The following is a 25,701-nucleotide window of genomic DNA, read 5'->3' as shown; positions in this document are numbered from 1 at the left end:
ATCTTTACACCTTGTTTAATACAAGAAAACATCAAATAACTACTCATTCAACGTACCTGCCTTTTCAGTACTTAACTCCTCCACGAAAAAAAAGCATGCAAATCGTTTCCGTTGGCATGCTTTTTTCCCGGCTATTTACCGGGCAGTAAAAGCCCGATTGGTGAAGGCTAATAATCAGCGGGGGATGAATCCTCCGCTGATTAAAGTTTCACTTTATGCGCTTGCTGATTCTTTTTTTACATCATCTTCAAGAACACGAACAAATTGCGCTTCGTTATATGGATAACCAGCTTTCGTAATTTTCACTTTCACTAGTTTACCAATTAATTCTTCTGAACCTTCAAATACAATTTTCAAGTAGTTATCTGTATAACCTACATATAACCCTTCGCGGTCGCCCTCTTTAAATTGCTCTTCTGGAATGATTTCAAGTACTTCGCCTTCAAACTGTGACGCATACTCTTTCGCTAATTGATTAGATAGTTCAATCAAACGGTGAACGCGATCGTTCTTCACATCTTCAGGAACTTGATCTTCCATACGCGCTGCAGGTGTTCCCGTACGTTTTGAGTAAGGGAATACGTGTAACTCAGAGAAGCGATTCTCTTTAATGAAATTGTATGTTTCCATGAATTCTTCTTCTGTTTCACCTGGGAAACCAACGATTACGTCCGATGTAATCGCAAGACCTGGTAACGCTTCTTTCAAACGATCTAAGCGCTCTTGGAAAAATTCCATCGTATACTTACGACGCATACGTTTTAATACTGTATTAGATCCAGATTGCAATGGAATGTGTAAATGACGTACAACTACTTCAGACTTATCTAACACTTCAATTACTTCATCTGAAATCTGGCTCGCTTCAATAGAAGAAATACGAAGACGTTTTAATCCGCCTACTTCCGCTTCCATATCACGAAGTAATCCAGCTAAGTTATAATCTTTAATATCTTCACCGTACCCACCTGTATGAATACCTGTTAATACGATTTCTTTATAGCCTGCATCTACTAATTGCTGCGCTTGTTTAATAACTTCTTTCCCATCACGAGAGCGCATTAAACCACGTGCCCAAGGAATAATACAGAATGTACAGAAGTTATTACAACCTTCTTGTATTTTTAAAGATGCACGTGTACGATCCGTGAAATAAGGTACATCCAGTTCTTCGTATACACGTGTTTTCATAATGTTGCGGACAGCATTAATTGGCTGACGCTCTTTGCGGAATTCTTCGATGTATCCTAACATCTTTTCACGATCCTGTGTACCAACTACAATATCTACACCTGGAATCGCCATAATTTCCGCTGGAGATGTTTGTGCATAACATCCAGTTACACAAATAACCGCATCCGGGTTTTGGCGAACAGCACGTCTAATAACTTGACGGCTTTTCTTATCTCCCGTATTCGTTACTGTACACGTATTAATAACGTATACATCAGATTTCTTTTCATATTCAGTTCTTTCATATCCACCTTGTTTAAACAATTGCCAAATGGCTTCTGTTTCATAGTGGTTTACTTTACAACCTAACGTATGGAACGCAACAGTTGACATTGATCATCACCCCATCAATTCAAAATGATACGAAGCAGCACTTAACGCGTATAACGGCGCCGTTTCTGTTCTTAAAATTCTTGGTCCTAAACTACATGGTACAAATTTATGTTCACGAAGCGTTGTAATCTCTTCCTCAGCTAAACCGCCTTCTGGGCCAAATACAATCAATAGCTTTTGACCTGGTTTCATCGTCGTTAAAGCTTTCGCAAAGTTAGATTTCTCCCCTTGTTTTGCTTCCTCTTCGTAAGCAACAAGACAAACATCATACTCACCACTCATCGAAAGCAATTGTTTAAATGATGCCGGAGCATGTACTTCTGGAACTTCACTTCTATGCGATTGTTCCGCAGCTTCTTTCACAATTTTTCTTAAACGCTCAACTTTTTTATCAGCTTTTTTTGCATCCCATTTTACAATAGATCGAGATGCTTGAAATGGTAAGAATGCAGCTGCCCCAAGCTCAGTTCCTTTTTGAAAAATCAACTCTAGCTTGTCTCCTTTCGGCAGTCCACTTGCAATCGTCACGAAAACAGGAAGTTCACTTGACGCCTCTACCCATTCTACAATAGCCGTATTAATAAATTCACTGGTAATTTCATCAATTGAACATACGGCTGTTTCTCCGTTTACACAGCAATAAATGTGATTACCAGCTGACATACGCATCACTCTTGCGATATGATGTACGTCATCACCTACAATGCGAATACTTGTCTCATTTACATATTTCTCTTCTACAAAATAACGTTGCATATAATCACCTTAGTAGAGTTTCGTTCCTTTCGTAAGTCAATACTTACGAAAAGAACGAAACGTTATCATTTTTCATATAACAAACGGCAAGTCCCTCACTTTATAGTGAGAGACTCCCCTTTTCATTATAGACTAAAATCTATATTACGCATTTCGTGCAATAATTGCTACCCAATCTTCCATTCTTAACACTTCTTCAATTGTAAATCCAGCTTTTTCTAACGCTTCAGAAATTACTTTTTCCTTAGCAGCAATAATGCCCGATGTAATAAATAATCCGCCCGACTTCACAACTCTCGCTGCATCTTCGGGGAATAATAGAATAATTTCTGCTAATAAGTTAGCTACGATTAAATCAACAGGACCTTCAATGCCTTCTAAAAGACTATTTTGTCCAACAGACACAATATCATCTGTTTTATTTAAACGTACATTCATTTCTGCACTTTCAACTGCAACCGGATCTAAATCATACGCTTGAACAGAAGACGCACCTAATTTTGCTGCTGCAATACTAAGTACACCAGAACCTGTTCCTACATCAATAATAGTGTCACCTGGCTGAACTGTTTTTTCTAAAGCACGAATACACATCGTTGTTGTCGGATGAGTTCCCGTCCCAAACGCCATACCTGGATCTAATTCAATAATTTTTTCTTCCGGAGAAGATGGTGTATAGTCTTCCCACGTCGGCACAATTGTGAATGTATCAGAAATTTGTACTGGATGGTAATATTTTTTCCAAGCAGTAGCCCAGTCTTCTTCATTGACTTCGTTAACTGTAATATTTCCAGTACCAATTTCGATGTCGTAAGATGGAAGCATATCAATAGATGATTTTACACCTGCAATCGTTTCATGTAAAGAATCCGTTTGCGGGAAATATGCTTTTATTAATACACCTTCCGCCGGATACTCATCTGGGTTCAATGCATAAATTTCACCATATTGTTGCTCGCGCTCTTTCGTCAACTCCGCTGGGTCCTCAATCGCAACTCCACTAGCACCAGCTTCATGTAAAATATGAGAGACAGCTTCTACTGCTTCTTCTGTTGTATGAATACTAATTTCTGACCATTTCACAATTTACCAACTCCATTTTTTATTTCCATTATTCCCCTTTGAAAGCACGTTTAAGCTTTCCAAATAGACTATCATCCTGCTCTTCTTGTCCCGCAAATTCACGTAATAAATCTTTTTGATGTGAAGTTAATTTCGTTGGTACAACAACACGAACGACTACATATTGATCTCCTTGACCGTATCCACGTACATTCGGAGCACCTTTTCCTTTTAAGCGGAATTCTGTTCCTGTTTGTGTTCCTGCTGGAATTTTCAGCTTCACTTTCCCATGAACGGTAGGAACTTCCACTTCAGCACCAAGTGCCATTTGCGCAAATGTTAATGGCATTTCGCAAATAATGTGATCTCCCTCGCGCTCAAAGAATTCATGATTTCTTACATGAACAACAACATATAAATCTCCTGCTGGTCCGCCATTTACACCCGCTTCACCTTTTCCAGATACACGGATTTGTTGACCATTATCGATACCTGCTGGAATTTTAACGTTGATTTTTTTACGTTTACGTACTTTACCAGAACCGTGACATGTCGTACATTTTTCTTTAATCATTTGACCAGTTCCTGAACAATGACCACAAGCTTGACGGTTTACGATACGACCAAATGGTGTATTTTGTTCTACACTTACTTGCCCTGAACCTGAACAATGTTTACATGTTTCTTTTGAAGTTCCTGGTTTCGCTCCACTACCTTTACAAGTATCACATGGATCTTCTACTGGAATCTCGACATTTAATTCTTTACCAAAAATAGCTTCTTCAAACTCTAAAGTAACTTGATATTGTAAGTCAGCACCTTGACGCGGAGCATTTGGATCACGACGTCTACCGCCACCGCCGCCAAAGAACGAACTAAAGATATCTTCGAAACCGAAACCACCGCCGAAGTCTCCTCCGCCGCCAAAGCCACCGAAACCTTGATTTGCACCAGCATGACCAAATTGATCATATTGTGCGCGCTTTTGGTCGTCGCTTAATACTTCGTATGCTTCTTGTACTTCTTTAAACTTTTCAATTGCATTTTCTTCTTTACTTACGTCTGGATGGTATTTTTTAGCCAAACGACGATACGCTTTTTTTATTTCATCTTTTGAAGCACCTTGGCTAAGTCCAAGGACCTCATAATAATCTCGTTTACTCATAAATTTACAACCCCCGAATCTTTCACATAAACGTAATTTTAACACCGAAAGAAAGTGCTTTGCAACAAAGTTTCCTCACTTACAGTATGCAAAGTAAAAAACTTAAGAACCTCACACTTTTCTTCTCATTCATGAAAAAAGCCAAAGCCAAGGCACGCTTGACTTTGACTTTTTGTCATCTTACTTATTTATATTACTTATCTTCTTTTACTTCTTCAAACTCAGCGTCTACTACATTGTCTTTCTTCGCGCCAGCATCTTGTGCTCCTTGTGCACCTTCTGCTTGCCCTGCAGCTGCTTGAGCTTGCTCGTATAATTTAACACTTAATTGTTGTACGATTTCTTGTAAAGCGTCTTTTTTCGCACGGATTTCCTCAAGCTCGTTCTTCTCGATCGCAGCTTGTAATGCTTCTTTCGCTTCTGTTGCTTTTGCAACTTCAGCTGCATCCACTTTACCTTCTAAATCTTTTACAACTTTATCCGTTTGGAATACAAGTTGGTCAGCTTCGTTACGAAGTTCAACTTCTTCCTTACGTTTTTGGTCAGCGTCAGCATTCGCTTCTGCTTCTTGTACCATACGATCTACTTCTTCATCAGAAAGACCTGAAGAAGATTGGATTGTAATAGCTTGCTCTTTGCTTGTTCCTAAGTCTTTTGCACGTACGTTAACAATACCGTTCGCATCAATATCGAATGTTACTTCGATTTGTGGAATACCACGTGGTGCTGGTGGAAGGTCTGTTAATTGGAAACGACCTAATGTTTTGTTGTCAGCTGACATTGGACGCTCACCTTGTAATACGTGAATGTCTACTGCCGGTTGGTTATCAGCAGCTGTTGAGAATACTTGTGACTTACTTGTTGGAATTGTAGTGTTACGCTCGATTAATTTCGTGAACACACCACCCATAGTTTCAATACCTAAAGAAAGTGGAGTTACGTCTAATAATAGTACGCCTTCTACATCACCAGTAAGTACGCCACCTTGAACTGCAGCACCTAACGCTACAACTTCATCAGGGTTTACACCTTTATATGGTTCTTTACCAGTTTCACGTTTAATAGCTTCTTGTACAGCTGGGATACGAGTAGATCCACCAACAAGGATAACTTTATCTAATTCGCTTGGAGCAAAACCAGCGTCTTTTAATGCACGGCGAGTTGGCTCTAACGTTCTTTCAACAAGACCTGCTGAAAGCTCTTCGAATTTCGCTCTTGTTAATGTTAATTCTAAGTGTAATGGGCCAGCAGCTCCAGCACTAATGAATGGTAATGAAATTTGTGTTTGTGTTACGCCAGAAAGATCTTTTTTCGCTTTTTCAGCTGCATCTTTCAAACGTTGAAGTGCCATTTTATCTTGGCTTAAATCAATGTTATTTTCTTTTTTGAACTCAGCTACTAAGTGGTCAATAATAACTTGGTCAAAGTCATCTCCACCAAGACGGTTGTCACCAGCAGTTGAAATAACTTCGAATGTTCCGTCTGCTAACTCAAGGATAGATACGTCAAATGTACCGCCACCTAAGTCATATACTAAGATTTTTTGCTCTTCATCTTGTTTTTCTAAACCGTAAGCAAGCGCTGCTGCTGTTGGTTCGTTAATGATACGCTCAACTTCTAAACCAGCGATACGACCAGCATCTTTTGTTGCTTGACGTTCTGCATCGTTGAAGTATGCAGGTACTGTAATAACAGCTTTCGTAACTGTTTCACCTAAGTATGCTTCAGCAGAAGCTTTTAGGTTTTGTAAAATGATTGCAGAAATTTCTTGAGGTGTATAATCTTTACCTTCAACTTCTACTTTGTAGTCTGTACCCATATGACGTTTAACAGACATGATTGTATTTGGGTTTGTAATTGCTTGACGCTTTGCAACTTCCCCAACTTGACGCTCTTCATTTTTGAAAGCTACAACAGAAGGTGTTGTACGGTTTCCTTCTGGATTTGGGATAACCTTTGGTTCTCCACCTTCCATAACAGCTACACAAGAGTTTGTTGTACCTAAGTCAATACCGATAATTTTACTCATGGCGAATCCTCCTACTTTTATGTAAATTATTGATTTACTTTTACCATTGATGGGCGAATCACACGGTCTTTTAGTTTATAACCTTTTTGGAATTCTTCAACTACCGCGTTTGATTCAAATTCACTATCTTCCACTTGCATAATAGCTTGGTGTTCATTAGGGTCGAACTGTTTACCAACAGATTCAATCACTTCAACACCTTCTTTAGTCAACGCTTCTAACAATTGACGATGCACCATTTCCATACCTTGTAACAAGGACTTCGTTTGCTCATCAGTTGCTTCCACTTGCATCGCTCTTTCAAAATTATCAAGAGCTGGCAAAATATCTGAAACTAGACTTTGTGCTCTATATTTTTCAGCAGCCTGTTTATCCATTTGGACACGACGCTTATAATTTTCAAAATCAGCTTGTAGACGTAATGTGCGACCTTCCGTTTCCGTTAGTTTCGCTTGTAACTCATCTACTTTTTCTTGTAAAAGAGCAGCCTCACTTTTTTCTTCTACAGTTTTTTCACTGTTTTCTGTCGTGACAGCTTCTTCAACTTGCGCTTCTTTTACTTCTTCTACCACTTGTTCGTTACGCTCTTCCACAATATTCACCTCCTTAAAAGGTATTAGGTATTATGCTGAACACAATTACCTAAGCATTATATATTACACACAGCAATGAAAATTTCATTACTTGAGCGAATGTATTACTCTCATTTACTTTTTAAGTCCATCAGTAAATTGTCTCGTAAATAACTGTAACAAACTAATTACCCGAGAGTATTGCATTCTTGTCGGACCTAAAATAGCAATTGTTCCAAGTTGCTCGTCTCCAATCGAATAGGTTGCAGAAATTAAACTACAATCTTCCATGGCCGTCGCAGAGTTTTCCCTACCAATTTTCACTTGAATACCTACTTGTTTATGACGCAAAATGTCATAAAACTCGGCTTCATTATCAATCATCGTCAGTAAGGATCTTACTTTGTGAATGTCATGGAACTCTGGTTGCGAAAGCATATTTGCTTTTCCTCCAAAGTATATCTTTTCCGATAAAGGAACTTGAAATGTACCATCTAACATTTTTATTGCACTATCGTAATTATGAACATACCCACGTAAAACTGTAACAATCTCTTTAAAGATTTTGTTATGCAATTCTGCCATTGGTACGCCCGACAGCTTTTCATTTAAAATATTAACCATTTTTTCTAAATCTGATAAATCAACAGATTCCGGAACGGTAATCGTTTTGCTTTGTACATGCCCTGTATCCGTTACAATAATAGCGACTGCAGTTTGACGATCAAGCGGTACAATTTGTACGTTTTTAAGTTTATTTGTGCTTAACTTCGGTCCAAGAACAATGGCCGTATAATTCGTAAGCTCTGATAAAATTTGAGCCGATTGCTGTGCAATCTTTTCTGCTTCAAAAATTCTTTCAGCAAATAAATCTTTAATTTGTACAATTTCATCGTTCGGTAAGTTTTGCGGCGCTAAAAGATGATCTACATAAAAACGATATCCTTTTTCAGAAGGAACACGTCCTGAAGAACTATGCGTTTTTTCAATAAATCCTAGTTCTTCTAAATCAGCCATTTCATTTCGAATAGTAGCTGAACTAAACGTAATTTCATCTTTCTTAGCCAACGTCCTCGACCCAACAGGTTGCGCTGATCCAATAAAGTCATCAATAATTGTTTGTAAAATTAAGAGCTGACGTTCCGTAAGCATCTCATCATCACCTCTGTTAGCACTCTTTGTCTTCGAGTGCTAAATCTATTAATAACTTACCAAAATTGACATTCAATTGTCAACGGAAACGTCACGAAATAATGAAACTTTTTCACGTTAATGGAACATTTAATTAGTCAATCAAAAATGATTGGAATACTTCATTCCCTAATAATTTTCCTTTTCGCGTTAAACGAACATATCCATCGCTCTCTTCAAGCAACCCTTGTTCTTCGTTGCTTTGTAACTGCTTCGCGAAAACTTCATCCATTTCCATATTAAATTTCTTTTGAAATCCTATTTTAGATACACCTTTTGTTTTTCGAAGTCCTAAGAACAACTCTTCTTCCATTCTTTCTTTCTCCGTCACCGCGTGAACATCTAAATATGGAAATCCAGTTTCATCGATTTTATTGAAGTATTGCTTGAGCGGTCCTACATTTTGGATACGTTCTCCATTTACATAACTATGTGCCCCAGCTCCAAATCCATAATACTCTTCATTATTCCAGTATGTGAGATTATGTCTACTTTCATTATCACCTTTTGAGAAATTGCTAATTTCATACTGGGTATAGCCGTGTTTCTCCATTTCATCCATTACCATTTCGTACATTTTTGCTTCATGGTCTTCACCTGGAAGTCTTAATTTCCCTTTATTCATTAAGTTATAAAAAACAGTTTTCGGTTCCACAATTAATGAGTAGGCCGAGAAATGTTGTACACCGAGCGTAAAAGCAATATCTAGCGTTTCTTTCACATCTTCTATCGTCTGCCCTGGCAGAGCATAAATAATATCTACATTTATATTTTTGAAGCCCACTTCCTGCGCTTCTCTAATTGCTACAAATGCATCTTCCCTCGTATGCTTGCGCCCAATTTTCTCAAGCAATTCATCTCGAAATGTTTGCACGCCAAAACTAATTCGGTTCACTCCACCTTCTAGCAATACATGTAACTTCTCTTTCGGTAAATCACCTGGATTCGCTTCAAATGTTAATTCACAATTCGGAGCAAATGGACGTAAACGACGGTTTATAATATCGAGTAACTTTTTTGTCTGCTCCATATTTAACGCTGTCGGGGTTCCTCCACCAACAAAAATCGTTTTCATACTATCAAATGGGACCTTTTGGACTGTATTTATTATTTCTTTCTCTAAATACTCTAAATATTGATCGACCGGTTGGCGTTCAATAAACACTTTATTAAAATCACAATAGTGACAAATATGCTGACAAAACGGAATATGAATATATGCAGCTTGCACCAAATATAACTCCTACCTTTCTAAAAAGAAAACCTCCGCGCTCGGGAGGCTTCTTTACTTCTCTAACGTATTACGAATTTGCTCCATTCGCATTTTTCCCCAATCATACATCATTTCAACGATTGGCAAAAGCGACATGCCTAATTCCGTCATATAATACTCCACTCGCGGAGGAATTTCTGGGTATACTGTTCTATCAACAATCCCATCTTCCATTAACTCTTTTAATTGATTCGACAAAACTTTATGAGAAATGCTCGGGAATAATCGTTGCAATTCACTAAAACGATGAGGCCCTTCCACACCAAGATGCCACAGTATCACAACTTTCCACTTCCCGCTAATAATAGAAAGCGTCAATTCCTTTTCACAATTAAAATTGCCATTTTGTATTTTCTCGTGAATATCTTTTCGAATATTTTCGGACATTAACAAACTCCTAACTCTATATGAACTAAAAAGCTCTCTCACCATTGTAAATGAGAGAAGCTACGTTGTCTAAAAAGTAGTGATATAAAAAAGAAGCCGTATAGACGACTTCTTTTTTATATCAATTCGCATGAAATAACAATCAATTATTAGTTGTCATCCATTTTCAGTACAGCCATGAATGCTTCTTGCGGTACTTCTACAGAACCGACAGACTTCATACGTTTTTTACCTTCTTTTTGCTTATCAAGAAGTTTACGCTTACGAGAAATGTCACCACCGTAACATTTTGCAAGTACGTTTTTACGCATCGCCTTAATTGTAGAACGTGCTACAACTTTGTTTCCGATAGTTGCCTGAATTGGCACTTCGAACTGTTGTCTCGGAATTAATTCTTTTAATTTCTCTACGATTACTTTACCACGGTCATACGCTGAATCACGGTGTACGATAAATGATAAAGCATCCACTTGTTCATTATTTAAAAGAATATCCATTTTCACAAGTTTAGATGGTTTATAACCAATTAACTCGTAATCAAATGATGCATACCCTTTTGTATTTGATTTCAATTGATCGAAGAAATCATATACGATTTCTGATAATGGGATTTCATATGTTAATGTAACACGCGTTTCATCTAAATATTGCATATCAATAAACGTTCCACGTTTACCTTGGCAAATTTCCATTACAGCTCCAACATAGTCATTCGGAACCATAATTGAAGCCTTCACAAACGGCTCTTCTACGCGATCGATAGACTGTGGATCTGGCATATTAGATGGATTATCAACAATTACATCTTCACCGTTTGTTAAATACACTTTATAAATAACGCTTGGCGCTGTTGTAATTAAGTCAATTTTAAATTCACGTTCAATACGCTCTTGAATGATTTCCATGTGAAGAAGTCCTAAGAATCCACAACGGAAACCAAATCCTAGTGCTTGAGATGTTTCTGGTTCAAACTCAAGTGCAGAATCGTTTAACTCTAATTTTTCTAACGCATCACGTAAATCGTTGTAACGTGCAGAATCAATTGGATATAAACCACAGAATACCATTGGGTTTAATTTACGATAACCTGCTAACGGCTCTGCAGCTGGACGTTTCGCATGTGTAATCGTATCACCAACACGCGTGTCACCAACATTTTTAATCGATGCCGCTAAGAAACCTACATCACCTACAGTTAACTCATCACGTTGCGTAGTCTTCGGTGTAAATACACCTACTTCTGTTACTTCAAATTCTTTACCAGTTGCCATCATACGTACTTTATCGCCAACTTTTACCGTTCCATTTACAACACGGATATAAGCAATTACACCTCGGTACGGATCATATAAAGAGTCAAAGATCATACATTGTAACGGCTCTTCTGAATCACCTGTTGGTGCTGGTACTTTTTCAACGATTTGTTCTAAAATATCTTCAATACCAATACCAGCTTTTGCAGAAGCAAGTACAGCTTCTGATGCATCTAAACCGATTACATCTTCTACCTCTTGGCGTACACGTTCTGGGTCTGCACTTGGTAAGTCGATTTTATTAATAACCGGTAAAATTTCTAAATTGTTATCAAGCGCTAAGTATACGTTCGCTAACGTTTGCGCCTCAATACCTTGCGCTGCATCCACTACAAGAATTGCACCTTCACAAGCCGCTAAACTACGAGATACTTCGTACGTAAAGTCGACGTGTCCTGGTGTATCAATTAAGTGAAGAATATATTCTTCACCGTCTTTCGCTTTATACGTTAACTGTACTGCGTTTAATTTAATTGTAATACCACGCTCACGCTCTAAATCCATAGAGTCAAGCAATTGAGCTTTCATTTCACGTTGTGTTAACGCGTTTGTTTTCTCTAAAATACGATCTGCTAACGTTGATTTTCCGTGGTCAATATGAGCAATGATAGAGAAATTACGGATTTTGGACTGTCTTTTTGCTCTTTCTTCTTTGTTCATCTATGTTCTCAACTCCTAATAGTCTCGCCAATATACACTAGCACTGATTATATCAATAGAGCAGCAAAGATTCAATGAAAACTCGTGCTGCTTACAATACAAATCATTCTATCTATATCTTATGCGAACAAACCATAAGAGACAAACCTTTTTCAAATTAAAAAACGGCTGTCGTACAAAATGGTAAGACAACCGTTCTTCTTGCTACCCTTAACTAAAAATCTCTTTCACTTTCCCAATAACTATATCCGTTCCAAACTTTGTTACTTCATAAGTAGCACTTGCTATTGCCATACCAATTCCTTCTACAACATTAAAACTCTTTAAACTTTCTAATTGCTTTTGTTTTTCGGTAACGGAAAACGAACCTCCCAAAATTTCTGATTCTGCACCCGCACCCTCTGTTCCTGTCATATGAGCGATTTGTTCATACGACATTTGCTGATAACCTTTCATACTTTTCAAACCATGATTAGCAAGTGCCACCCCTGCTATTATCATAAGTAAACATATGGCCGCACTACATATACATAAAAGCGAAAAGCGGCTTAAATGATTATCGTCTCTTCCCATCAATGTGTATATGCTCCTGTATTATCTTGGTCAATTTGATGATGCAAGGCTGCATTTAAACCACTCGCTATTACATTTGCCATATCCTCTATGAAAGCATCCACTTCTTTTGGAGTAACCATTAAATTATGGCCAAGAGGAGATAACACTTCATAAATTAATTTTCTCTTCTCTTCATCTTCCAGTGTACCTACAGCACCTAAAAACATATTCCGACTCTTTTCATCCGGCATATCTTCTTCTGTTAATTTTTTCTTTTCTCCAAATGTAAACCCAGCTGGTAACAAAGATCGGGAAGGTTTGTTTCCTTCCTTCATCTCCCGGCCGAAATGTTTCAAAATAAAATCAATTGTATCGCTTGTAATCGAAACGGCATCAACCACAGTCGGAACACCAATCGCGATAACAGGAATACCCAATGTTTCTTTACTAAGTTCCTTACGCTTATTCCCAACACCCGATCCAGGATGAATTCCCGTATCAGAAATTTGTATCGTACTATTTACTCGTTCAATAGAACGGGCAGCTAATGCATCAATTGCAATGACAAAGTCTGGCTTCGTCTTCTCAATGATTCCATAAATGACATCGCTCGTTTCGATTCCTGTAATTCCCATCACCCCCGGCCGAATTGCACTAACTGGCCTAAAGCCTTCTTCGACACTTTCAGGCTGCAATTGAAACAAATGTCTCGTTACCAATACATTTTCTACAACGATCGGCCCAAGCGCATCTGGCGTTACATTCCAATTCCCAAGACCAACAATTAAACAACTTGCTTCTTTCGTAACACCAACCTCTTCTAAGAAATAAGAAAATTCTTTTGCAAAAATACGCTCTACTTTTTGTTGCAGTTCCGTATCTTGTTGACGTATACCTTGTACTTCAAGCGTTAAATAACTCCCAGGTTTTTTACCCATCGATTCAGAGGCAATTTCATCAATCGTTACTTTTGTAATGGTAATACCTTCTTCTTCCCTCTCTTTTACAATAACCCCTTGTATCCCTTTTTGTTCTTCTTGACTCTCTTGCAGCATTTGATGTGCCTCTACAGCAAGGTCAGTTCTAACACTATATTTACTTAAATCTAATGGTTCTTTCATCGTATCTCCTCCGTAATTCATAGTAAATATCGTTAGATTTCCCAAAGTTATATAAGGTCATTCTTTCCTTTACGTGAAATTTCATTGATATACTATTGCAATTCTCTTCACCGTTTGATAGAATATCACTTGTTCTATGTTAAGAATCGAGTCATTCGATTGCACCAGGGAGGTGAAAAGTATGGCAAACATCAAATCTGCTATCAAACGCGCTAAACTTAGCGAAGAGCGTCGTTCACATAACGCTTCTATCAAGTCTGACATGCGTTCTGCTGTTAAAACTGTAGAAGCTTTAGTTACTAATAACGATCTTGAAAATGCTAAAGAAGCTTTCAAAACTGCTTCTAAAAAACTTGACAAAGCAGCTCGTAAAGGTCTTATCCACCAAAACGCTGCAGCTCGTCAAAAATCTCGCTTAGCGAAACAAGTAAACGCGTAAGGCGTTTAAAAAACGATCCATTTGGATCGTTTTTTTATATACAAAAAAGTTCACGTGCCTAGCACGTGAACTTTTTTGTTTCATCACATATGATTTAACCGCATTAAGAAAAATTCAAGCACAAGTTTCTTATCCATTTTTCCAGTCTTCATACTATAATCAGCTTCTGCTAATTCTATAATCACTTTTTTTAATTCTTCAAAAGAGAAAAACTTCGTTTGATTCATCGCTAACTTTACACGATATGGATGCACACCAATATGAGACGCAATTTGATTTTGTCCATAACCACGCTGCTGTAACTCTTTCACTTGATGCAGCAAGCGGAATTGACTTACTAATAAAGCAAGCAATTTAATGGGTTCCTCTTGCTGCGTAAATAATCCATCCAAAATTTGCATCGCACCCGCGATATCTTTTTTTACCACTTTTTCTGTCAAAGCAAACACATTTTGTTCAACCGATTTTGGCACAAGCTCTGCAACAAGTTTCGGTGTAATCTCTCCACCCATACCAACGTATAACGTTAACTTGTCCATTTCCTTCGCCAACATCGTTACATTACTTCCCACAAGCTCTAACAACAAACTAACAGCTGCATTATCAATATGCACATGCACTTCATCTGCACGAGCAACGATCCACTTCTGAACATCCTGCACTTGCATCGCATTCGCTTCTACTACGTCCGCTGTTTTCTTTAATAGTTTTGTAATTTTTTTTCGTTCATCAAGTTTTTCGTAAGGCGCAACAAAAACAAGAATAGAAAATGGAGAAGGCTCCCCAATATATTCTTCCAAAATTTTTATATTTTGCTCTAATTTTTCTTTTTGTGAAGTTAAAAATAGTGGTGATTTTATTAATAACACTTTACGTTCTCCAAAAAAAGGAAGCGTACGCGCATCCTCAATCACATCTTCTAAATACGCTTCTTCTAAATCATATGTCACAACATTAAACTCGCGATCTTCCTCTTCAAGCGCTTCTGTTGTAATAAGCTTTATCGTTTCATTTATAAAAAACGCTTCCGTTCCATACACTAAATACAACGGAGCAAACTGCTTCTTTTTAATCTTTTTATGTACATCACTCATACTTTTTCCTACTCCCTAACTTGGCAATATATATTTATACTAATGCCCTAGCTTTCGTTTTACAAGTACAAAGGAACAGGCTGTATAACCCGTCCCTTTATTTATATTAAACGCCACACAATAAGTCCCGGGTTTCTTATTGGTGTGCGGTAATCACCTTCCCTTTATTATTCACAATAAAAATTCGAGTATAAGTGCCAACTGTTAACATGCTTGGAAACAAAAAACTCCCGTTCCTTCATGATCTAAAAGTAGTAAGAACGCTCGATTTCTCTTCATACTGGAAATTGTAGATTTTTTTCTGACAATATTTTATACTAAAGTGGAATGTTGGGGAGGGATTCTAAATGAATGATTTTGAACAAAACGTTCAAAGTAAACGCAATGACGCTATTGATTCAGGGGTAGGATTTATCGTCTCATTTGGTTTTTTCGCAACACTTTTCATCATTGCAACTGTTATTAAATTTATCGGTTCTTAAAGACTGCTGCTTACTGGCAGTCTTCTTTTTTATCTATTATGTGTTTCATCATATGTGATTTTGCTACGAAAGGTTCCGTGTTCCGCTTTAAAAACATAGGAAATAGCGCCTTGCTTATCCGTACGCCATATTTCAATCTCCATCTTCTCAAAACGCTCTATAACTTCCTTATGAGGATGCCCATACCTATTACGCTCACCGGCAGAAATAATCGCTATATCAGGCTGTATAGCGCTCAAAAAAGGCGCTATAGATGACGTATTACTCCCATGATGAGCAACCTTTAAAACATCCGCCCGTAAATCTGGATACATCGCTATTAAAAACTTCTCTCCTTCTTCTTCTAAATCACCTGTAAACAGCCACGTTAACCCTCCTAATTTTGCCCATATTACAATTGAAGCGTTATTTTCACTCCTTGCTTTTCCTTTTGGAGCTAACACAAAAAATTCCGCATCATTTACGCTCCAACTCTCCCCGTCCCCCATTTCACTTATTTTCACTTCCTTTTCTAATGCCTGTTTCTTTAACACTTTTTCTAATACCGCCTCTTGTTCTTTTCGACCAAATACAACTTCTTTTACAGTTATATTTGATAATAACTCTTGCGCAGCACCTATATGATCCGCATCTCCATGCGTTACGATTAATTTATCGATTGTTTTAATCCCTTCCTTTTGTAAATAAGGGATTAAAATATCATGTCCAACAGAAAATTCATGCTTTTTCCGTTGCCATTCTTCCTTATTTACACGAATTGTTCCACCAGTATCAATAAGATAAATCTCTTTGTCATACGGGAGACGAATTAATATTGCGTCTCCCTGTCCAACATCAAGAAATGTCACACTCCCACTTTCTCGAAAATACGGATATACATAATGACATATACAAACAAAAAGAAATATACCCGAAGCTATGAACATAATTTTCTTCGACACTCGCCTTTCCCACAGCATCAATATACTAACAATACTCGCGCAATATAGAGCTACAAGAAGTAAAGGCGTTTGCCCGAAAACAAAGCGAATAAACGGTAAATTTTCACAATAAATTAGAAAATCATTAGAAAGATTCAAACCTATTGATAGTACATTCGCAAGTCCTTTTGCAAGAAACGGGACGATCGGTATACATACCAAAATAATAATACTACACGGCAATACAATGAGAGATAAAAACGGAACGTATAGAATATTAAGAAAAATACTATATGGGGAAAAATAACCGAAGTGATATAACAAAATCGGAGTACTAACGAGCTGCGAAATAAGAGAAATATAAATGGAATTTCGGACCACTCCATTACTACCCTCTAGTAAAAGCGGAGCTGACAAAAGCAAGGCGAAACTACCAACGAAAGAAAACTGAAAGCCAATATTAAAAACCAGATACGGATCAAATATAAGCATGCATATAGCTGTAATACTTAAAGCATCTAAGCTAGATAAACGAATAGAACATATGAAAGCAACCAACATAAAAACTCCTGTTATAGAAGCTCTTATAACAGACGGTGATGCTCCTGCTAAAATCATATATAGAGGAATACAAAAAATAAGACATACTGTCGCTACCTCTCTCGTCACACCACTTCTTAGCAAAATAAAATACACAATCACCATTAACAATACGATATGCGATCCTGAAATCGCCAACAAATGTACAAGACCAAATTGCTGATATTGCTCTTCAACTTCAAATGTCATTTGTTGTCTATCACCAAATACTAACGCATTCATAAAAGCACCTGATTGCGCTGGAAACATTTCTGTAACTCCGGAGATTGCTTGTTGTCTCAAAAGAAGAATCCATTGCACGAGTGACAACGATGTTTTATGACATTCAGAAATATATGTAGCATCTAATATGAAATGAATATTTTGCTTATACAAATAATCACGATAATTAAAACCATGAAAATTCCGAGCTATTGGTGGTTCTTTCCTCTCACCTTCGAATACACATGATACTCCTGCATGTAATTGCCGCAGTTGTTTCTTTTCCAAGGCTGATTTAATTTTGTAACTTAACTGCACTATATTTTTATTCTGATCTTCAATTTGAAATGATAGGCGATCCCCGTTAATAAGAGGTGTATTGTGTATCACCCCTCTTGTAGCTTCGTAAGGCTCTCCTAAAGGCTTGTTTTGCCCTTGAACATACGTAGTGTACATAACGCCGCTAAAACACGCTATCATACAATAAAGGAAGGTTTTACGCGAAGTACGATATAAACAAAAGAAAACATACAAAATGAGACAACAAATCAGCACTAAAATTGAAGTGGAAAAGGCAATTGCAATCCCTATTATAAATGAGATTGCAACATAGCCCCATTGTCCATGCAACTTATACTCACTCCTTATAGCATCATTTTTGCTTTCGTGAATACATGCTGTAATTCTTCCATCGATAAATTCTCTTTTTCTAAAGATGCAAATAGTTCTTTTAACTCCATATGACGCTTTTGATCCTCTAATGCTGCAATATCATATTCTAGCGGAACGTGTTTTACCTTTACATTCGCTTGTTCAAATAACTCGACTGCATATGGATGATTTTTATAATCCTGCGCATAATAAACTGCCGTAATACCACTTTGAATAATCGCCTTACAACATTGCAAACAAGGGAAATGCGTAACATAAATTTCCGCTTCCTCCGTTTTCACACCAAACTTTGCACATTGTAATAAAGCATTCATTTCTGCGTGAATTGTACGAACGCAATGATTATCAATAACGTAGCATCCGTCATCTATACAATGTACGCCACCTTTAATTGAACCATTATATCCACCAGCAATAATTCGTTTATCACGAACGATTGTCGCTCCTACTGCAAGCCTTGTACATGTACTACGTAAAGATAGCAAATGGCTTTGCGTCATAAAATATTGATCCCATGAAATTCGTTCCATCTTTTTCACCTACTTTTTTGTCTACCTGTAGTGTAGCGAATGAAGAAAAACTTCGTCAATCTTTTACGGAATAATAATTTGATCTTTTATTTTTTCCAATGACTTCACACCGATCCCATCAATCTCTAACAAATCTTCTATTTTCTGAAACGGACCATGTTCCTCTCGATATTTCAAAATACTTTCTGCTTTCCGAGAACCAATGCCTGTAATTTTTTCAAGTTGCTCTTTAGAAGCTGCATTTATTTGAACTTTTCCCTCTCCCTTTGAGGCAGCAGCTGCTTCTTGCACTTGTTCGTCTTTATTCGGTACATAAAGGATCATTTGATCTTGTACCACCTGTGCTAAATTTACCTTCATCCTATCTGCCTCGGGCAAAAAACCGCCTGCCTTTTCAATGGCATCCTTGACCCGATCCCCTTCTTTCATTTCATAAACCCCCTCTTTAACAACAGCCCCTTTCATATCAATTACAATTATTTTTTTCTGCTCTTTTGTATCCGATATTTTCGGTTTACTTTTTTTCTCTATCTCTTTCGCTTGCACATCCGTTGCAATGACCGCTCGCTCTGTGTACTGGTTTGTTTTCCAAAAAAGAAGAAAAAGTACAGTTCCAATAATAGCTACTAATCCTAACCATTTCTTTGGAAAATCCCACATCATTTTTCACCTCTAATCATAAATTTACAACATCATTCATATTGTTTAGGAGAAAGCTGTTACGAAGGAGGGATGAAACATTGAACATAGGAATTATAGGGACAGGAAACATGGGGAATATACTAATCGATGCATTTTTAGAAACCCGTGTTGTCAAACCTTCGTGCCTTACAATCATTAATCGAACGCCCGCCAAAGCATATCATATAAAGGAAAAATACCCTTCTGTTCATATAGCCAAAACTATTGATGAGGTAATCGAACGATCACATCTTATTTTTATTTGTGTAAAACCAATAGATATATACCCGATCTTGCAAAAATACACTGAACATTTTTCTGATGAAAAGTGCTTAGTTTCTATCACAAGTCCAATATCTCCATCACAATTAGAGACACTTGTACCTTGCCACGTTGCCCGTATCATTCCGAGCATTACAAACCGTGCCCTATCTGGCGCATCACTATTTACATTCGGAAGTAAATGCTCTGAAGAGTGGCAACAGAAACTATTTCACCTATTCAAAAACATTTCTACTCCCCTTGTAATAAAAGAAGATATAACGCGCGTTTCATCTGATATAGCAAGCTGCGGCCCTGCATTCTTTAGTTATTTATTACAATGTTTCATTAACGCTGCTGTAGATAAAACAAATATTACACATGAAGAAGCCACTACTTTAGTAAGTGAAATGGTCGTTGGAATGGGGAAACTACTTGAAAAAGGGATTTTCACATTGCCTACTTTACAAGAAAAAGTATGTGTTAAAGGCGGCGTTACAGGAGAAGGCATTCGTGTTTTAGAAGAACATGTTGGGGATATGTTTCATAAATTAATTGAGCGGACACACGAGAAATTTGATGAAGATTTAAAATGCGTTGATCAGCAATTCAATAAACACACATAATAAATACGTCATCGTCATTCCAAATCCTTTTTATAAATACTTACTTTTTCACATTACATTTTTACTTAAACTAGCATTTTCACACTTCACGTATATCATCTTCTTATTATGCTAGAACTAAAATTACATCTTCTTTACAAAACAAAAGCAACCTTCTCGGTTGCTTTTGTTTTATCCGTTTTTCTTCGCCATGAAGAAAATACGCTCTGTTTGTTCTGTAACTTCAAGTCGCTCAAAGTCACCGGTTACGCGAAGCACTGTAAAACCAGCTTCTTCAAGCCATTTCGTTAACTCTTCAACCGGATATGCACGTTGCACGTGACATTCGTCAAAACGATGGTACACATCTTCTTCCGGGTCTTGAACAAAAAATGTTAAATCATGTTCTACGCTATTTGATTCTTCACCAGGGAAGCAATTCCAAATAAGAGATATTTCTTCTCCATTTACTGTGTATGTTTCATTTTGAAATACATGATGTATTTTATATAAAGAATGTACATCAAATAAAAACAAACCATCTTGACGTAAATGGTGAAATACTCTTCGAAATGTTTCTTGTACTCCATCTTCTTGCAATACATAATTTAATGAATCACAAAAGATCGTTACACAGTCAAACTCACCTGGAACATCAAGCTCTCGCATGTCTTGCTGGTAAAAAGGAATAAAATGTCCTTCTCCGCCTAGTTTTTGCTGAGCGACCGTTAACATTTCTTCTGAAAGATCGACACCGATTAAATCGTAACCCTTTTGTACAAGCGGAAGTGTTACATTACCAGTACCGCATGCTACATCAAGAATCTTCGCCTCTTTCATATCCGCTTGTTGTAAACTTTCCTCTGTGAATTCCACCCATTTATCATAAGGAACATCATTCATTAGTTCGTCGTACAACAATGCAAATTGTTCGTATTTCATTGGTCTAGCTCGTCTGTAATATCTTCACGCGGCACATCGCCCCAAAGACGCTCTAAATTATAATGATTACGCTCATCTTTATGGAATACATGAGCAACTACATCTCCAAGGTCAACTAATACCCAACGTGCTTCGTCAAAACCTTCCATACGTTGTACGTCGATTTGAAACTCATGTGCTTTTGATTTAATTTCACGTGCAATTGCTTGCACTTGCTTATCTGAGTTACCGTGACAAATAATGAAATAATCTGCAATTGGTGAAATACCTTGCATATTTAGGACAACCATATCTTCTGCTCTCTTATCATCAGCCGCTTTTGCTGCTAATACTAATAAATCTTTATCTTTCATTTACTAATTTCCTCCTTGATAATTGCGTTGTATGTTTGGAATGTTAATGGATAAATCGTTTGATTTTTTTCCATTAAAAATTGAATTGTTCGCTTTAACGCAAATAATAAAGCTTGATTTATATCCATATATGCGAGTTTACGAGCTTCCTCCACACCTGGAAACTTTCGCCCAGGCTCAATGTAATCAGCTACATAAATTACTTTATCTAACATCGTCATGTTCTCATGACCACTTGTATGATATGTAATAGCTTGCAGGATTTCAGGATCCGTAATGCCTACTTCTTTTTCTACTAAGTATGCCCCAACAGGTGCATGCCATAACTCTTTGTTATAACAAAGTAAATCTTTCGGCAAATCTTCACTTTTAATAATCTCTTCCATCTCAGAAATCGCTCTACACTTCGCATAATCATGGAATATAGCTGCAACTTCAGCCTTTTTTTCATCCACACCGTATAACTTAGCAAGTTCAATTGCTGTCTCCATTACACCAATTGTGTGTATATAACGTTTTTCATGCATTTGTTGTTTGACAATATGAAGTGCTTTCTCACGATTCATACAACCCATTCCTCTCGATATACACCTGTACTTTTTCAGGAAGTAAATATTTACATGTTCTCTTCTCTTTATATCTCTCACGCAATAAAGATGAAGAAACTGCAAACTCCGGAATTTCCACAGTAGTGATTGGATAAGGTGTACGCAATGTATAACCAGGTCTTGCAACCCCAACAAACGTCACGAGATCGAGTAACGCCTCAATGTTATACCACTTCGGTAAATACTCAACCATATCTCCACCAATAATAAAGTGAAACTGCACATCCGGATACTTCTTCGTCAATTGTAACATAGTGTCATACGTATAAGATGGGCCCTTCCTGCTTAGCTCTTCTAAACAAATGGAAAAATGTTCCTCCGCCTCAGTCGCAAGCTCTAACATTTGCAAGCGATTTTCTACACTTGTAATATTCCGCCCTTGTTTATGCGGTGGAATTTGGTTCGGTAAGAACCATACTTCTTCTAAATTTAAAGCGTGATATACTTCATTTGCAATTAGCAAATGCCCATAATGTGGCGGATCAAATGTACCGCCAATGATGCCAATTTTCCTCAAAAGAAACGCCCCTTCCTTTTACGTACAGCAACTCTCTTCATTCCTATCCGAAGAGAGTTCACTGTTAATAAAAGTTCAATTGGTTTCGCTCTCTACATCATTACCCACTAACGATAAAAATAGCGTATGCTAGTCTTTTTATCGTGGAAGTTTAATTTGTTTATTTTCTCTAGATTCTTTGTATAAAACGATCGTACTTCCAATTACTTGAACGATTTCAGCACGTGCGCCTTTTGCAAGTTCTTCTGCAACTTCACGACGATCGAATTCACAGTTTTGTAGCACACTTACTTTAAATAATTCACGAACTTCTAAAGTATCTGCGATTTGTTTAATCATATTTTCATTTACTCCGCCTTTTCCTACTTGAAAAATTGGTGTTAAATGATGTGCTTGTGCACGTAAAAATCTTTTTTGTTTTCCTGTTAACATATATGTTAGCCTCCAAGCTTTCTTATAACTAATTGTTTCATTCTATCGATATTTGGTACACACCCTGTCCACATTTCAAATGCAAGCGCCCCTTGATAAACAAACATATCAATACCATTTTGAACCACTGCATCTTGCTCTTTTGCCTCACATAAAATTTTCGTTTCAAATGGATTATAAATGATATCTGATACAATCGTTCCTTTTTTTAACGAAGAAATTTGTAATGGCGTATGTTCAACGCGTGGATGCATACCTATTGTTGTCGTCTGAATGATAATATCATAATTTCCTTGTTCTTCTGTTGCTTTTTCTAGCGATAAAGCAACAGAAGAAACAGTAGCCGTACACGCAGCAATAAGTTCTTTCGCCTTATCTACTGTACGATTAGCTACATCAATCTCTTTCACACCTACATCAGCAAGAGAAAAATAAATAGCTCGACTAGCACCACCTGCACCAAGCAATAAAATACGTTTCTCTTGAAGCGGTTCACTACTAATTGACTGCAATGCTCGGACAAAACCAATTCCATCTGTATTGTAGCCAATCAATTTTCCATCCTTATGAACCACTGTATTTACTGCACCGATTTGTTTTGCTAGCGGGTCAATCTCATCCAAATAATCCATAATAGCAACTTTGTGCGGAGTTGTTACATTAAATCCTGAAATACCTAATGCTTTTAAACCTCTTACTGCTTCCCCTAGCGCTTCCTCTTTAACAAGAAATGCATGATAATGGGCATCCATATTCAAGTGTTCAAATGCATCGTTATGCATAACGGGTGATAATGAATGTCCAATTGGATTTCCGATTACACCATATAATTGTTTCATAAATCCCTCTCCATATTAAATTAAAGATTTACGCAATGAAACACTTACTCCTTTTGGTACGTGTGCAACAATTTTTGCTCCCGATTCGTTCACAGTAACCCATCCTAATCCAGAGAATACAACATCCGTTTTTGGTTCACGAATATTAAATTCGTATTTCACTAATTCTGGCATATTTTCTAATTCTTCTGGTGTTGGCGGGCTTAGTAAATCCCCAGCATGATTTTTATACAATTCATCTGCTTTCTCAAGCTTTGTACGATGGATTGTTAAACGATTCGAGAAGTGACAAGTAAATGCACGACGACCACCACTTACATAATCAAAACGTGCCAATCCACTGAAGAATAATGTTTGTTCTTCATTTAATTGGAACACCATTGGCTTAATTTCTTTTGTTGGCGTAATAAGCTTTAAGCTTTCTTTTCCAACATAATGAGCCATTTGATGGTGGTTAATAATACCCGGCGTATCATATAAAGAAGATTCTTCGTCTAACGGAATATCAATTAAGTCAAGTGTTGTTCCTGGGAAATGAGATGTTGTAATTACATTTTCAGTCTCATCACTAAATTCTTTAATCATGCGATTAATAAATGTTGATTTCCCTACATTCGTACATCCAACAACGTAAACATCTTTTCCGCCGCGATAATACTCAATAGCATCTGCCAGCTCAGCAATCCCTTGTCCCTTTGCTGCACTAATTAAAAAGACATCTTCCGGCTTTAATCCTAGCTGCTTTGCACTATAGCGCATCCAATGCTTTACTTTATCATGTTTTACTGACTTAGGAATTAAATCAGCTTTATTTCCAACAAGTAATACTTTATTATTTCCCACGAAACGATGTAAGCCAGGTAACCAGCTACCATTAAAATCAAAAATATCTACGATCTTAACTACTAATGCATCTGATTTTCCAATTCCGTTTAGAATACGTAGGAAGTCATCATCTGTTAATGATACATCTTGAATTTCGTTGTAATGCTTCAAGCGAAAACAGCGTTGACAAATTACTTGTTCTTTCTCTAAAGATGAGGCAGGAGCATATCCTACTTCATTTTTATCTTCTGTTTGAATTTCTACACCGCAACCAATACATTTAATTGTTTCAGTCAAACTTTATTCCTCCCAGTTGATTAAACCTTTTTTCTTCATATTTCTCATAATTCTTCGTTCAATTTTTCGATTAAAGCGCGTTACTAATCCGTCCGTTTGTGCTACCGGAACAACTAAAATCGTATGAAGTCCCACTCGGTTTCCACCTAAAACATCCGTTAGTAACTGATCTCCAATTACTACAACTTCATCTGGTTGCAGATGCATCTCTTGTATCGCACGCTTAAATGCGCGAACAAATGGTTTACGCGCACTATGAATAAACGGAATACCTAATGGATCAGCAAAGTCTTTCACACGTTGCTCATTATTATTTGAAACGACCGTTACTTGAATGCCTTGCTCTTTCATTTTCAAAAACCATTCTTCAAGTTGTGGCGTTGCATTTGGACGATCCCATTCAATTAACGTGTTATCTAAATCAGTAATGACACCTTTAATTCCACGTTTTTTCAAATCTTCTGGTTGAACATGATATACATTTTTCACATATTCATTTGGTAAAAATAGCTTCAATTTCTTTCACCTCTTTGAGGAGTTTTCATAAAAATTTTTCGACAACATTTTTCGATATATGACCTGTGGATAAAATTGTACACATTTTCCACATTAATTTTTCAGTCAATTTGGAATTTACTAACAATCTATACACATTTTATCCACCTAGGTATGTGGATAACCACTCGTTTGTGACTGTCATATTTTTTTGGTACATTAAATGCAACAACGAATCAACCCTTAAATTATTAGGAG

At 37.2% G+C, this 25,701-nt stretch carries 27 protein-coding genes; 3 read left to right on the top strand and 24 right to left on the bottom strand.

Going from position 1 to position 25,701, the window contains the following annotated elements; genetic code table 11:
- Positions 1 to 213 precede the first annotated feature (213 nt).
- The 12 genes from mtaB to gpr all read right to left on the bottom strand — a co-directional run bounded on the left by mtaB (position 214) and on the right by gpr (position 13,650).
- Positions 214 to 1,566, bottom strand: coding sequence for a tRNA (N(6)-L-threonylcarbamoyladenosine(37)-C(2))-methylthiotransferase MtaB (gene mtaB / locus ACXVYO_RS20825; RefSeq protein ID WP_061677306.1), 1,353 nt, complete (start codon positions 1,564 to 1,566; stop codon positions 214 to 216).
- 6 nt (positions 1,567 to 1,572) lie between these two features.
- Positions 1,573 to 2,322, bottom strand: coding sequence for a 16S rRNA (uracil(1498)-N(3))-methyltransferase (locus ACXVYO_RS20820; protein ID WP_458468376.1), 750 nt, complete (start codon positions 2,320 to 2,322; stop codon positions 1,573 to 1,575).
- 144 nt (positions 2,323 to 2,466) lie between these two features.
- Positions 2,467 to 3,405: a 50S ribosomal protein L11 methyltransferase gene (gene prmA / locus ACXVYO_RS20815; RefSeq protein WP_087956980.1), complete on the bottom strand. Its 939-nt coding sequence runs from the start codon at positions 3,403 to 3,405 to the stop codon at positions 2,467 to 2,469.
- A 28-nt stretch (positions 3,406 to 3,433) separates the two neighbouring features.
- A complete protein-coding gene (dnaJ, locus tag ACXVYO_RS20810) occupies positions 3,434 to 4,549 on the bottom strand; it encodes a chaperone protein DnaJ (protein ID WP_000043953.1) in 1,116 nt (371 codons plus the stop codon).
- A gap of 193 nt (positions 4,550 to 4,742) precedes the next feature.
- Entirely contained in the window at positions 4,743 to 6,578 is a 1,836-nt protein-coding gene (dnaK, locus tag ACXVYO_RS20805; RefSeq protein ID WP_000034698.1) for a chaperone protein DnaK, read from the bottom strand.
- Positions 6,579 to 6,604: 26 nt separating this feature from the next.
- Entirely contained in the window at positions 6,605 to 7,171 is a 567-nt protein-coding gene (gene grpE, locus ACXVYO_RS20800) for a nucleotide exchange factor GrpE (RefSeq protein WP_000392717.1), read from the bottom strand.
- A 114-nt stretch (positions 7,172 to 7,285) separates the two neighbouring features.
- Complete coding sequence (hrcA, locus tag ACXVYO_RS20795; protein WP_458468375.1) at positions 7,286 to 8,302, bottom strand: heat-inducible transcriptional repressor HrcA; 1,017 nt, start codon at positions 8,300 to 8,302, stop codon at positions 7,286 to 7,288.
- A gap of 133 nt (positions 8,303 to 8,435) precedes the next feature.
- Positions 8,436 to 9,575 (bottom strand): radical SAM family heme chaperone HemW, encoded by a 1,140-nt coding sequence (gene hemW, locus ACXVYO_RS20790; RefSeq protein ID WP_458468374.1) that lies wholly within the window; start codon positions 9,573 to 9,575, stop codon positions 8,436 to 8,438.
- A 51-nt stretch (positions 9,576 to 9,626) separates the two neighbouring features.
- Positions 9,627 to 10,001 carry a winged helix-turn-helix transcriptional regulator gene (locus ACXVYO_RS20785; protein ID WP_001293536.1) on the bottom strand — a complete coding sequence of 125 codons (375 nt, stop codon included), beginning with the start codon at positions 9,999 to 10,001 and terminating at the stop codon, positions 9,627 to 9,629.
- Between the two features lie 149 nt (positions 10,002 to 10,150).
- Complete coding sequence (gene lepA, locus ACXVYO_RS20780; protein ID WP_063260785.1) at positions 10,151 to 11,974, bottom strand: elongation factor 4; 1,824 nt, start codon at positions 11,972 to 11,974, stop codon at positions 10,151 to 10,153.
- Positions 11,975 to 12,184: 210 nt separating this feature from the next.
- Positions 12,185 to 12,547, bottom strand: coding sequence for a DUF3679 domain-containing protein (locus ACXVYO_RS20775; protein ID WP_141524218.1), 363 nt, complete (start codon positions 12,545 to 12,547; stop codon positions 12,185 to 12,187).
- Entirely contained in the window at positions 12,547 to 13,650 is a 1,104-nt protein-coding gene (gene gpr, locus ACXVYO_RS20770; RefSeq protein ID WP_000662642.1) for a GPR endopeptidase, read from the bottom strand. Before gpr ends, ACXVYO_RS20775 begins: the two co-directional genes overlap by 1 nt.
- A 181-nt stretch (positions 13,651 to 13,831) precedes the next feature.
- On the opposite strand from gpr, the gene rpsT reads away from it, so the two are divergent.
- Positions 13,832 to 14,089 carry a 30S ribosomal protein S20 gene (gene rpsT / locus ACXVYO_RS20765; RefSeq protein ID WP_001274014.1) on the top strand — a complete coding sequence of 86 codons (258 nt, stop codon included), beginning with the start codon at positions 13,832 to 13,834 and terminating at the stop codon, positions 14,087 to 14,089.
- 83 nt (positions 14,090 to 14,172) lie between these two features.
- Here rpsT and holA read toward each other — a convergent pair whose 3' ends face one another.
- A complete protein-coding gene (gene holA, locus ACXVYO_RS20760; RefSeq protein ID WP_073516550.1) occupies positions 14,173 to 15,183 on the bottom strand; it encodes a DNA polymerase III subunit delta in 1,011 nt (336 codons plus the stop codon).
- A 347-nt stretch (positions 15,184 to 15,530) separates the two neighbouring features.
- Between holA and ACXVYO_RS20755 the strand changes: the two genes are divergently transcribed.
- Complete coding sequence (locus tag ACXVYO_RS20755) at positions 15,531 to 15,665, top strand: YqzM family protein (RefSeq protein ID WP_000997609.1); 135 nt, start codon at positions 15,531 to 15,533, stop codon at positions 15,663 to 15,665.
- Between the two features lie 29 nt (positions 15,666 to 15,694).
- Here the strand turns inward: ACXVYO_RS20755 and ACXVYO_RS20750 are convergent, their stop codons facing one another.
- The 3 genes from ACXVYO_RS20750 to ACXVYO_RS20740 form a co-directional block, all read right to left on the bottom strand.
- On the bottom strand, positions 15,695 to 18,016 hold the full coding sequence (locus ACXVYO_RS20750) for a DNA internalization-related competence protein ComEC/Rec2 (protein ID WP_458468373.1): 2,322 nt from the start codon (positions 18,014 to 18,016) through the stop codon (positions 15,695 to 15,697).
- Between the two features lie 14 nt (positions 18,017 to 18,030).
- Entirely contained in the window at positions 18,031 to 18,588 is a 558-nt protein-coding gene (locus ACXVYO_RS20745; protein ID WP_458468372.1) for a ComE operon protein 2, read from the bottom strand.
- A gap of 63 nt (positions 18,589 to 18,651) precedes the next feature.
- Positions 18,652 to 19,251: a helix-hairpin-helix domain-containing protein gene (locus ACXVYO_RS20740; RefSeq protein ID WP_458468371.1), complete on the bottom strand. Its 600-nt coding sequence runs from the start codon at positions 19,249 to 19,251 to the stop codon at positions 18,652 to 18,654.
- Positions 19,252 to 19,328: 77 nt separating this feature from the next.
- On the opposite strand from ACXVYO_RS20740, the gene comER reads away from it, so the two are divergent.
- Positions 19,329 to 20,156 (top strand): late competence protein ComER, encoded by an 828-nt coding sequence (gene comER / locus ACXVYO_RS20735; protein ID WP_458468370.1) that lies wholly within the window; start codon positions 19,329 to 19,331, stop codon positions 20,154 to 20,156.
- A 171-nt stretch (positions 20,157 to 20,327) separates the two neighbouring features.
- Here the strand turns inward: comER and ACXVYO_RS20730 are convergent, their stop codons facing one another.
- From ACXVYO_RS20730 to ACXVYO_RS20695, 8 genes are all read right to left on the bottom strand, one after another.
- Positions 20,328 to 21,077 (bottom strand): class I SAM-dependent DNA methyltransferase, encoded by a 750-nt coding sequence (locus tag ACXVYO_RS20730; RefSeq protein ID WP_000873065.1) that lies wholly within the window; start codon positions 21,075 to 21,077, stop codon positions 20,328 to 20,330.
- Entirely contained in the window at positions 21,074 to 21,430 is a 357-nt protein-coding gene (rsfS, locus tag ACXVYO_RS20725; RefSeq protein ID WP_000653203.1) for a ribosome silencing factor, read from the bottom strand. The genes ACXVYO_RS20730 and rsfS overlap by 4 nt, the downstream gene beginning before the upstream one ends.
- Complete coding sequence (yqeK, locus tag ACXVYO_RS20720) at positions 21,427 to 21,996, bottom strand: bis(5'-nucleosyl)-tetraphosphatase (symmetrical) YqeK (RefSeq protein WP_458468369.1); 570 nt, start codon at positions 21,994 to 21,996, stop codon at positions 21,427 to 21,429. Before yqeK ends, rsfS begins: the two co-directional genes overlap by 4 nt.
- Positions 21,986 to 22,555, bottom strand: coding sequence for a nicotinate-nucleotide adenylyltransferase (gene nadD, locus ACXVYO_RS20715; protein WP_001226041.1), 570 nt, complete (start codon positions 22,553 to 22,555; stop codon positions 21,986 to 21,988). Before nadD ends, yqeK begins: the two co-directional genes overlap by 11 nt.
- 138 nt (positions 22,556 to 22,693) lie before the next feature.
- Complete coding sequence (gene yhbY, locus ACXVYO_RS20710; protein WP_046957575.1) at positions 22,694 to 22,987, bottom strand: ribosome assembly RNA-binding protein YhbY; 294 nt, start codon at positions 22,985 to 22,987, stop codon at positions 22,694 to 22,696.
- 5 nt (positions 22,988 to 22,992) lie between these two features.
- Positions 22,993 to 23,826 (bottom strand): shikimate dehydrogenase, encoded by an 834-nt coding sequence (aroE, locus tag ACXVYO_RS20705; RefSeq protein ID WP_458468368.1) that lies wholly within the window; start codon positions 23,824 to 23,826, stop codon positions 22,993 to 22,995.
- A gap of 15 nt (positions 23,827 to 23,841) precedes the next feature.
- A complete protein-coding gene (gene yqeH / locus ACXVYO_RS20700; protein ID WP_073516556.1) occupies positions 23,842 to 24,948 on the bottom strand; it encodes a ribosome biogenesis GTPase YqeH in 1,107 nt (368 codons plus the stop codon).
- A gap of 3 nt (positions 24,949 to 24,951) precedes the next feature.
- Entirely contained in the window at positions 24,952 to 25,464 is a 513-nt protein-coding gene (locus tag ACXVYO_RS20695) for a YqeG family HAD IIIA-type phosphatase (RefSeq protein ID WP_000765308.1), read from the bottom strand.
- Positions 25,465 to 25,701: the final 237 nt, after the last annotated feature.

Source organism: Bacillus sp. BC08, from assembly GCF_054326875.1.
This window is presented reverse-complemented; position numbering and strand designations above follow the sequence as displayed.

What these genes read in the sequence shown, in the direction of transcription:
- rpsT (WP_001274014.1), top strand. Translation starts at nt 13,832, where the DNA reads ATGGCAAACATCAAATCTGCTATCAAACGCGCTAAACTTAGCGAAGAG.
- lepA (WP_063260785.1), bottom strand. Translation starts at nt 11,974, where the DNA reads ATGAACAAAGAAGAAAGAGCAAAAAGACAGTCCAAAATCCGTAATTTC.
- ACXVYO_RS20820 (WP_458468376.1), bottom strand. Translation starts at nt 2,322, where the DNA reads ATGCAACGTTATTTTGTAGAAGAGAAATATGTAAATGAGACAAGTATT.
- ACXVYO_RS20785 (WP_001293536.1), bottom strand. Translation starts at nt 10,001, where the DNA reads ATGTCCGAAAATATTCGAAAAGATATTCACGAGAAAATACAAAATGGC.
- aroE (WP_458468368.1), bottom strand. Translation starts at nt 23,826, where the DNA reads ATGAAACAATTATATGGTGTAATCGGAAATCCAATTGGACATTCATTA.
- rsfS (WP_000653203.1), bottom strand. Translation starts at nt 21,430, where the DNA reads ATGAAAGATAAAGATTTATTAGTATTAGCAGCAAAAGCGGCTGATGAT.
- dnaJ (WP_000043953.1), bottom strand. Translation starts at nt 4,549, where the DNA reads ATGAGTAAACGAGATTATTATGAGGTCCTTGGACTTAGCCAAGGTGCT.
- ACXVYO_RS20740 (WP_458468371.1), bottom strand. Translation starts at nt 19,251, where the DNA reads ATGATGTGGGATTTTCCAAAGAAATGGTTAGGATTAGTAGCTATTATT.
- ACXVYO_RS20775 (WP_141524218.1), bottom strand. Translation starts at nt 12,547, where the DNA reads ATGGGAAGAGACGATAATCATTTAAGCCGCTTTTCGCTTTTATGTATA.
- dnaK (WP_000034698.1), bottom strand. Translation starts at nt 6,578, where the DNA reads ATGAGTAAAATTATCGGTATTGACTTAGGTACAACAAACTCTTGTGTA.
- yqeK (WP_458468369.1), bottom strand. Translation starts at nt 21,996, where the DNA reads ATGAATCGTGAGAAAGCACTTCATATTGTCAAACAACAAATGCATGAA.
- holA (WP_073516550.1), bottom strand. Translation starts at nt 15,183, where the DNA reads ATGAGTGATGTACATAAAAAGATTAAAAAGAAGCAGTTTGCTCCGTTG.
- hrcA (WP_458468375.1), bottom strand. Translation starts at nt 8,302, where the DNA reads ATGCTTACGGAACGTCAGCTCTTAATTTTACAAACAATTATTGATGAC.
- ACXVYO_RS20755 (WP_000997609.1), top strand. Translation starts at nt 15,531, where the DNA reads ATGAATGATTTTGAACAAAACGTTCAAAGTAAACGCAATGACGCTATT.
- ACXVYO_RS20730 (WP_000873065.1), bottom strand. Translation starts at nt 21,077, where the DNA reads ATGAAATACGAACAATTTGCATTGTTGTACGACGAACTAATGAATGAT.
- yhbY (WP_046957575.1), bottom strand. Translation starts at nt 22,987, where the DNA reads ATGTTAACAGGAAAACAAAAAAGATTTTTACGTGCACAAGCACATCAT.
- ACXVYO_RS20745 (WP_458468372.1), bottom strand. Translation starts at nt 18,588, where the DNA reads ATGGAACGAATTTCATGGGATCAATATTTTATGACGCAAAGCCATTTG.
- mtaB (WP_061677306.1), bottom strand. Translation starts at nt 1,566, where the DNA reads ATGTCAACTGTTGCGTTCCATACGTTAGGTTGTAAAGTAAACCACTAT.
- gpr (WP_000662642.1), bottom strand. Translation starts at nt 13,650, where the DNA reads ATGAAAGAACCATTAGATTTAAGTAAATATAGTGTTAGAACTGACCTT.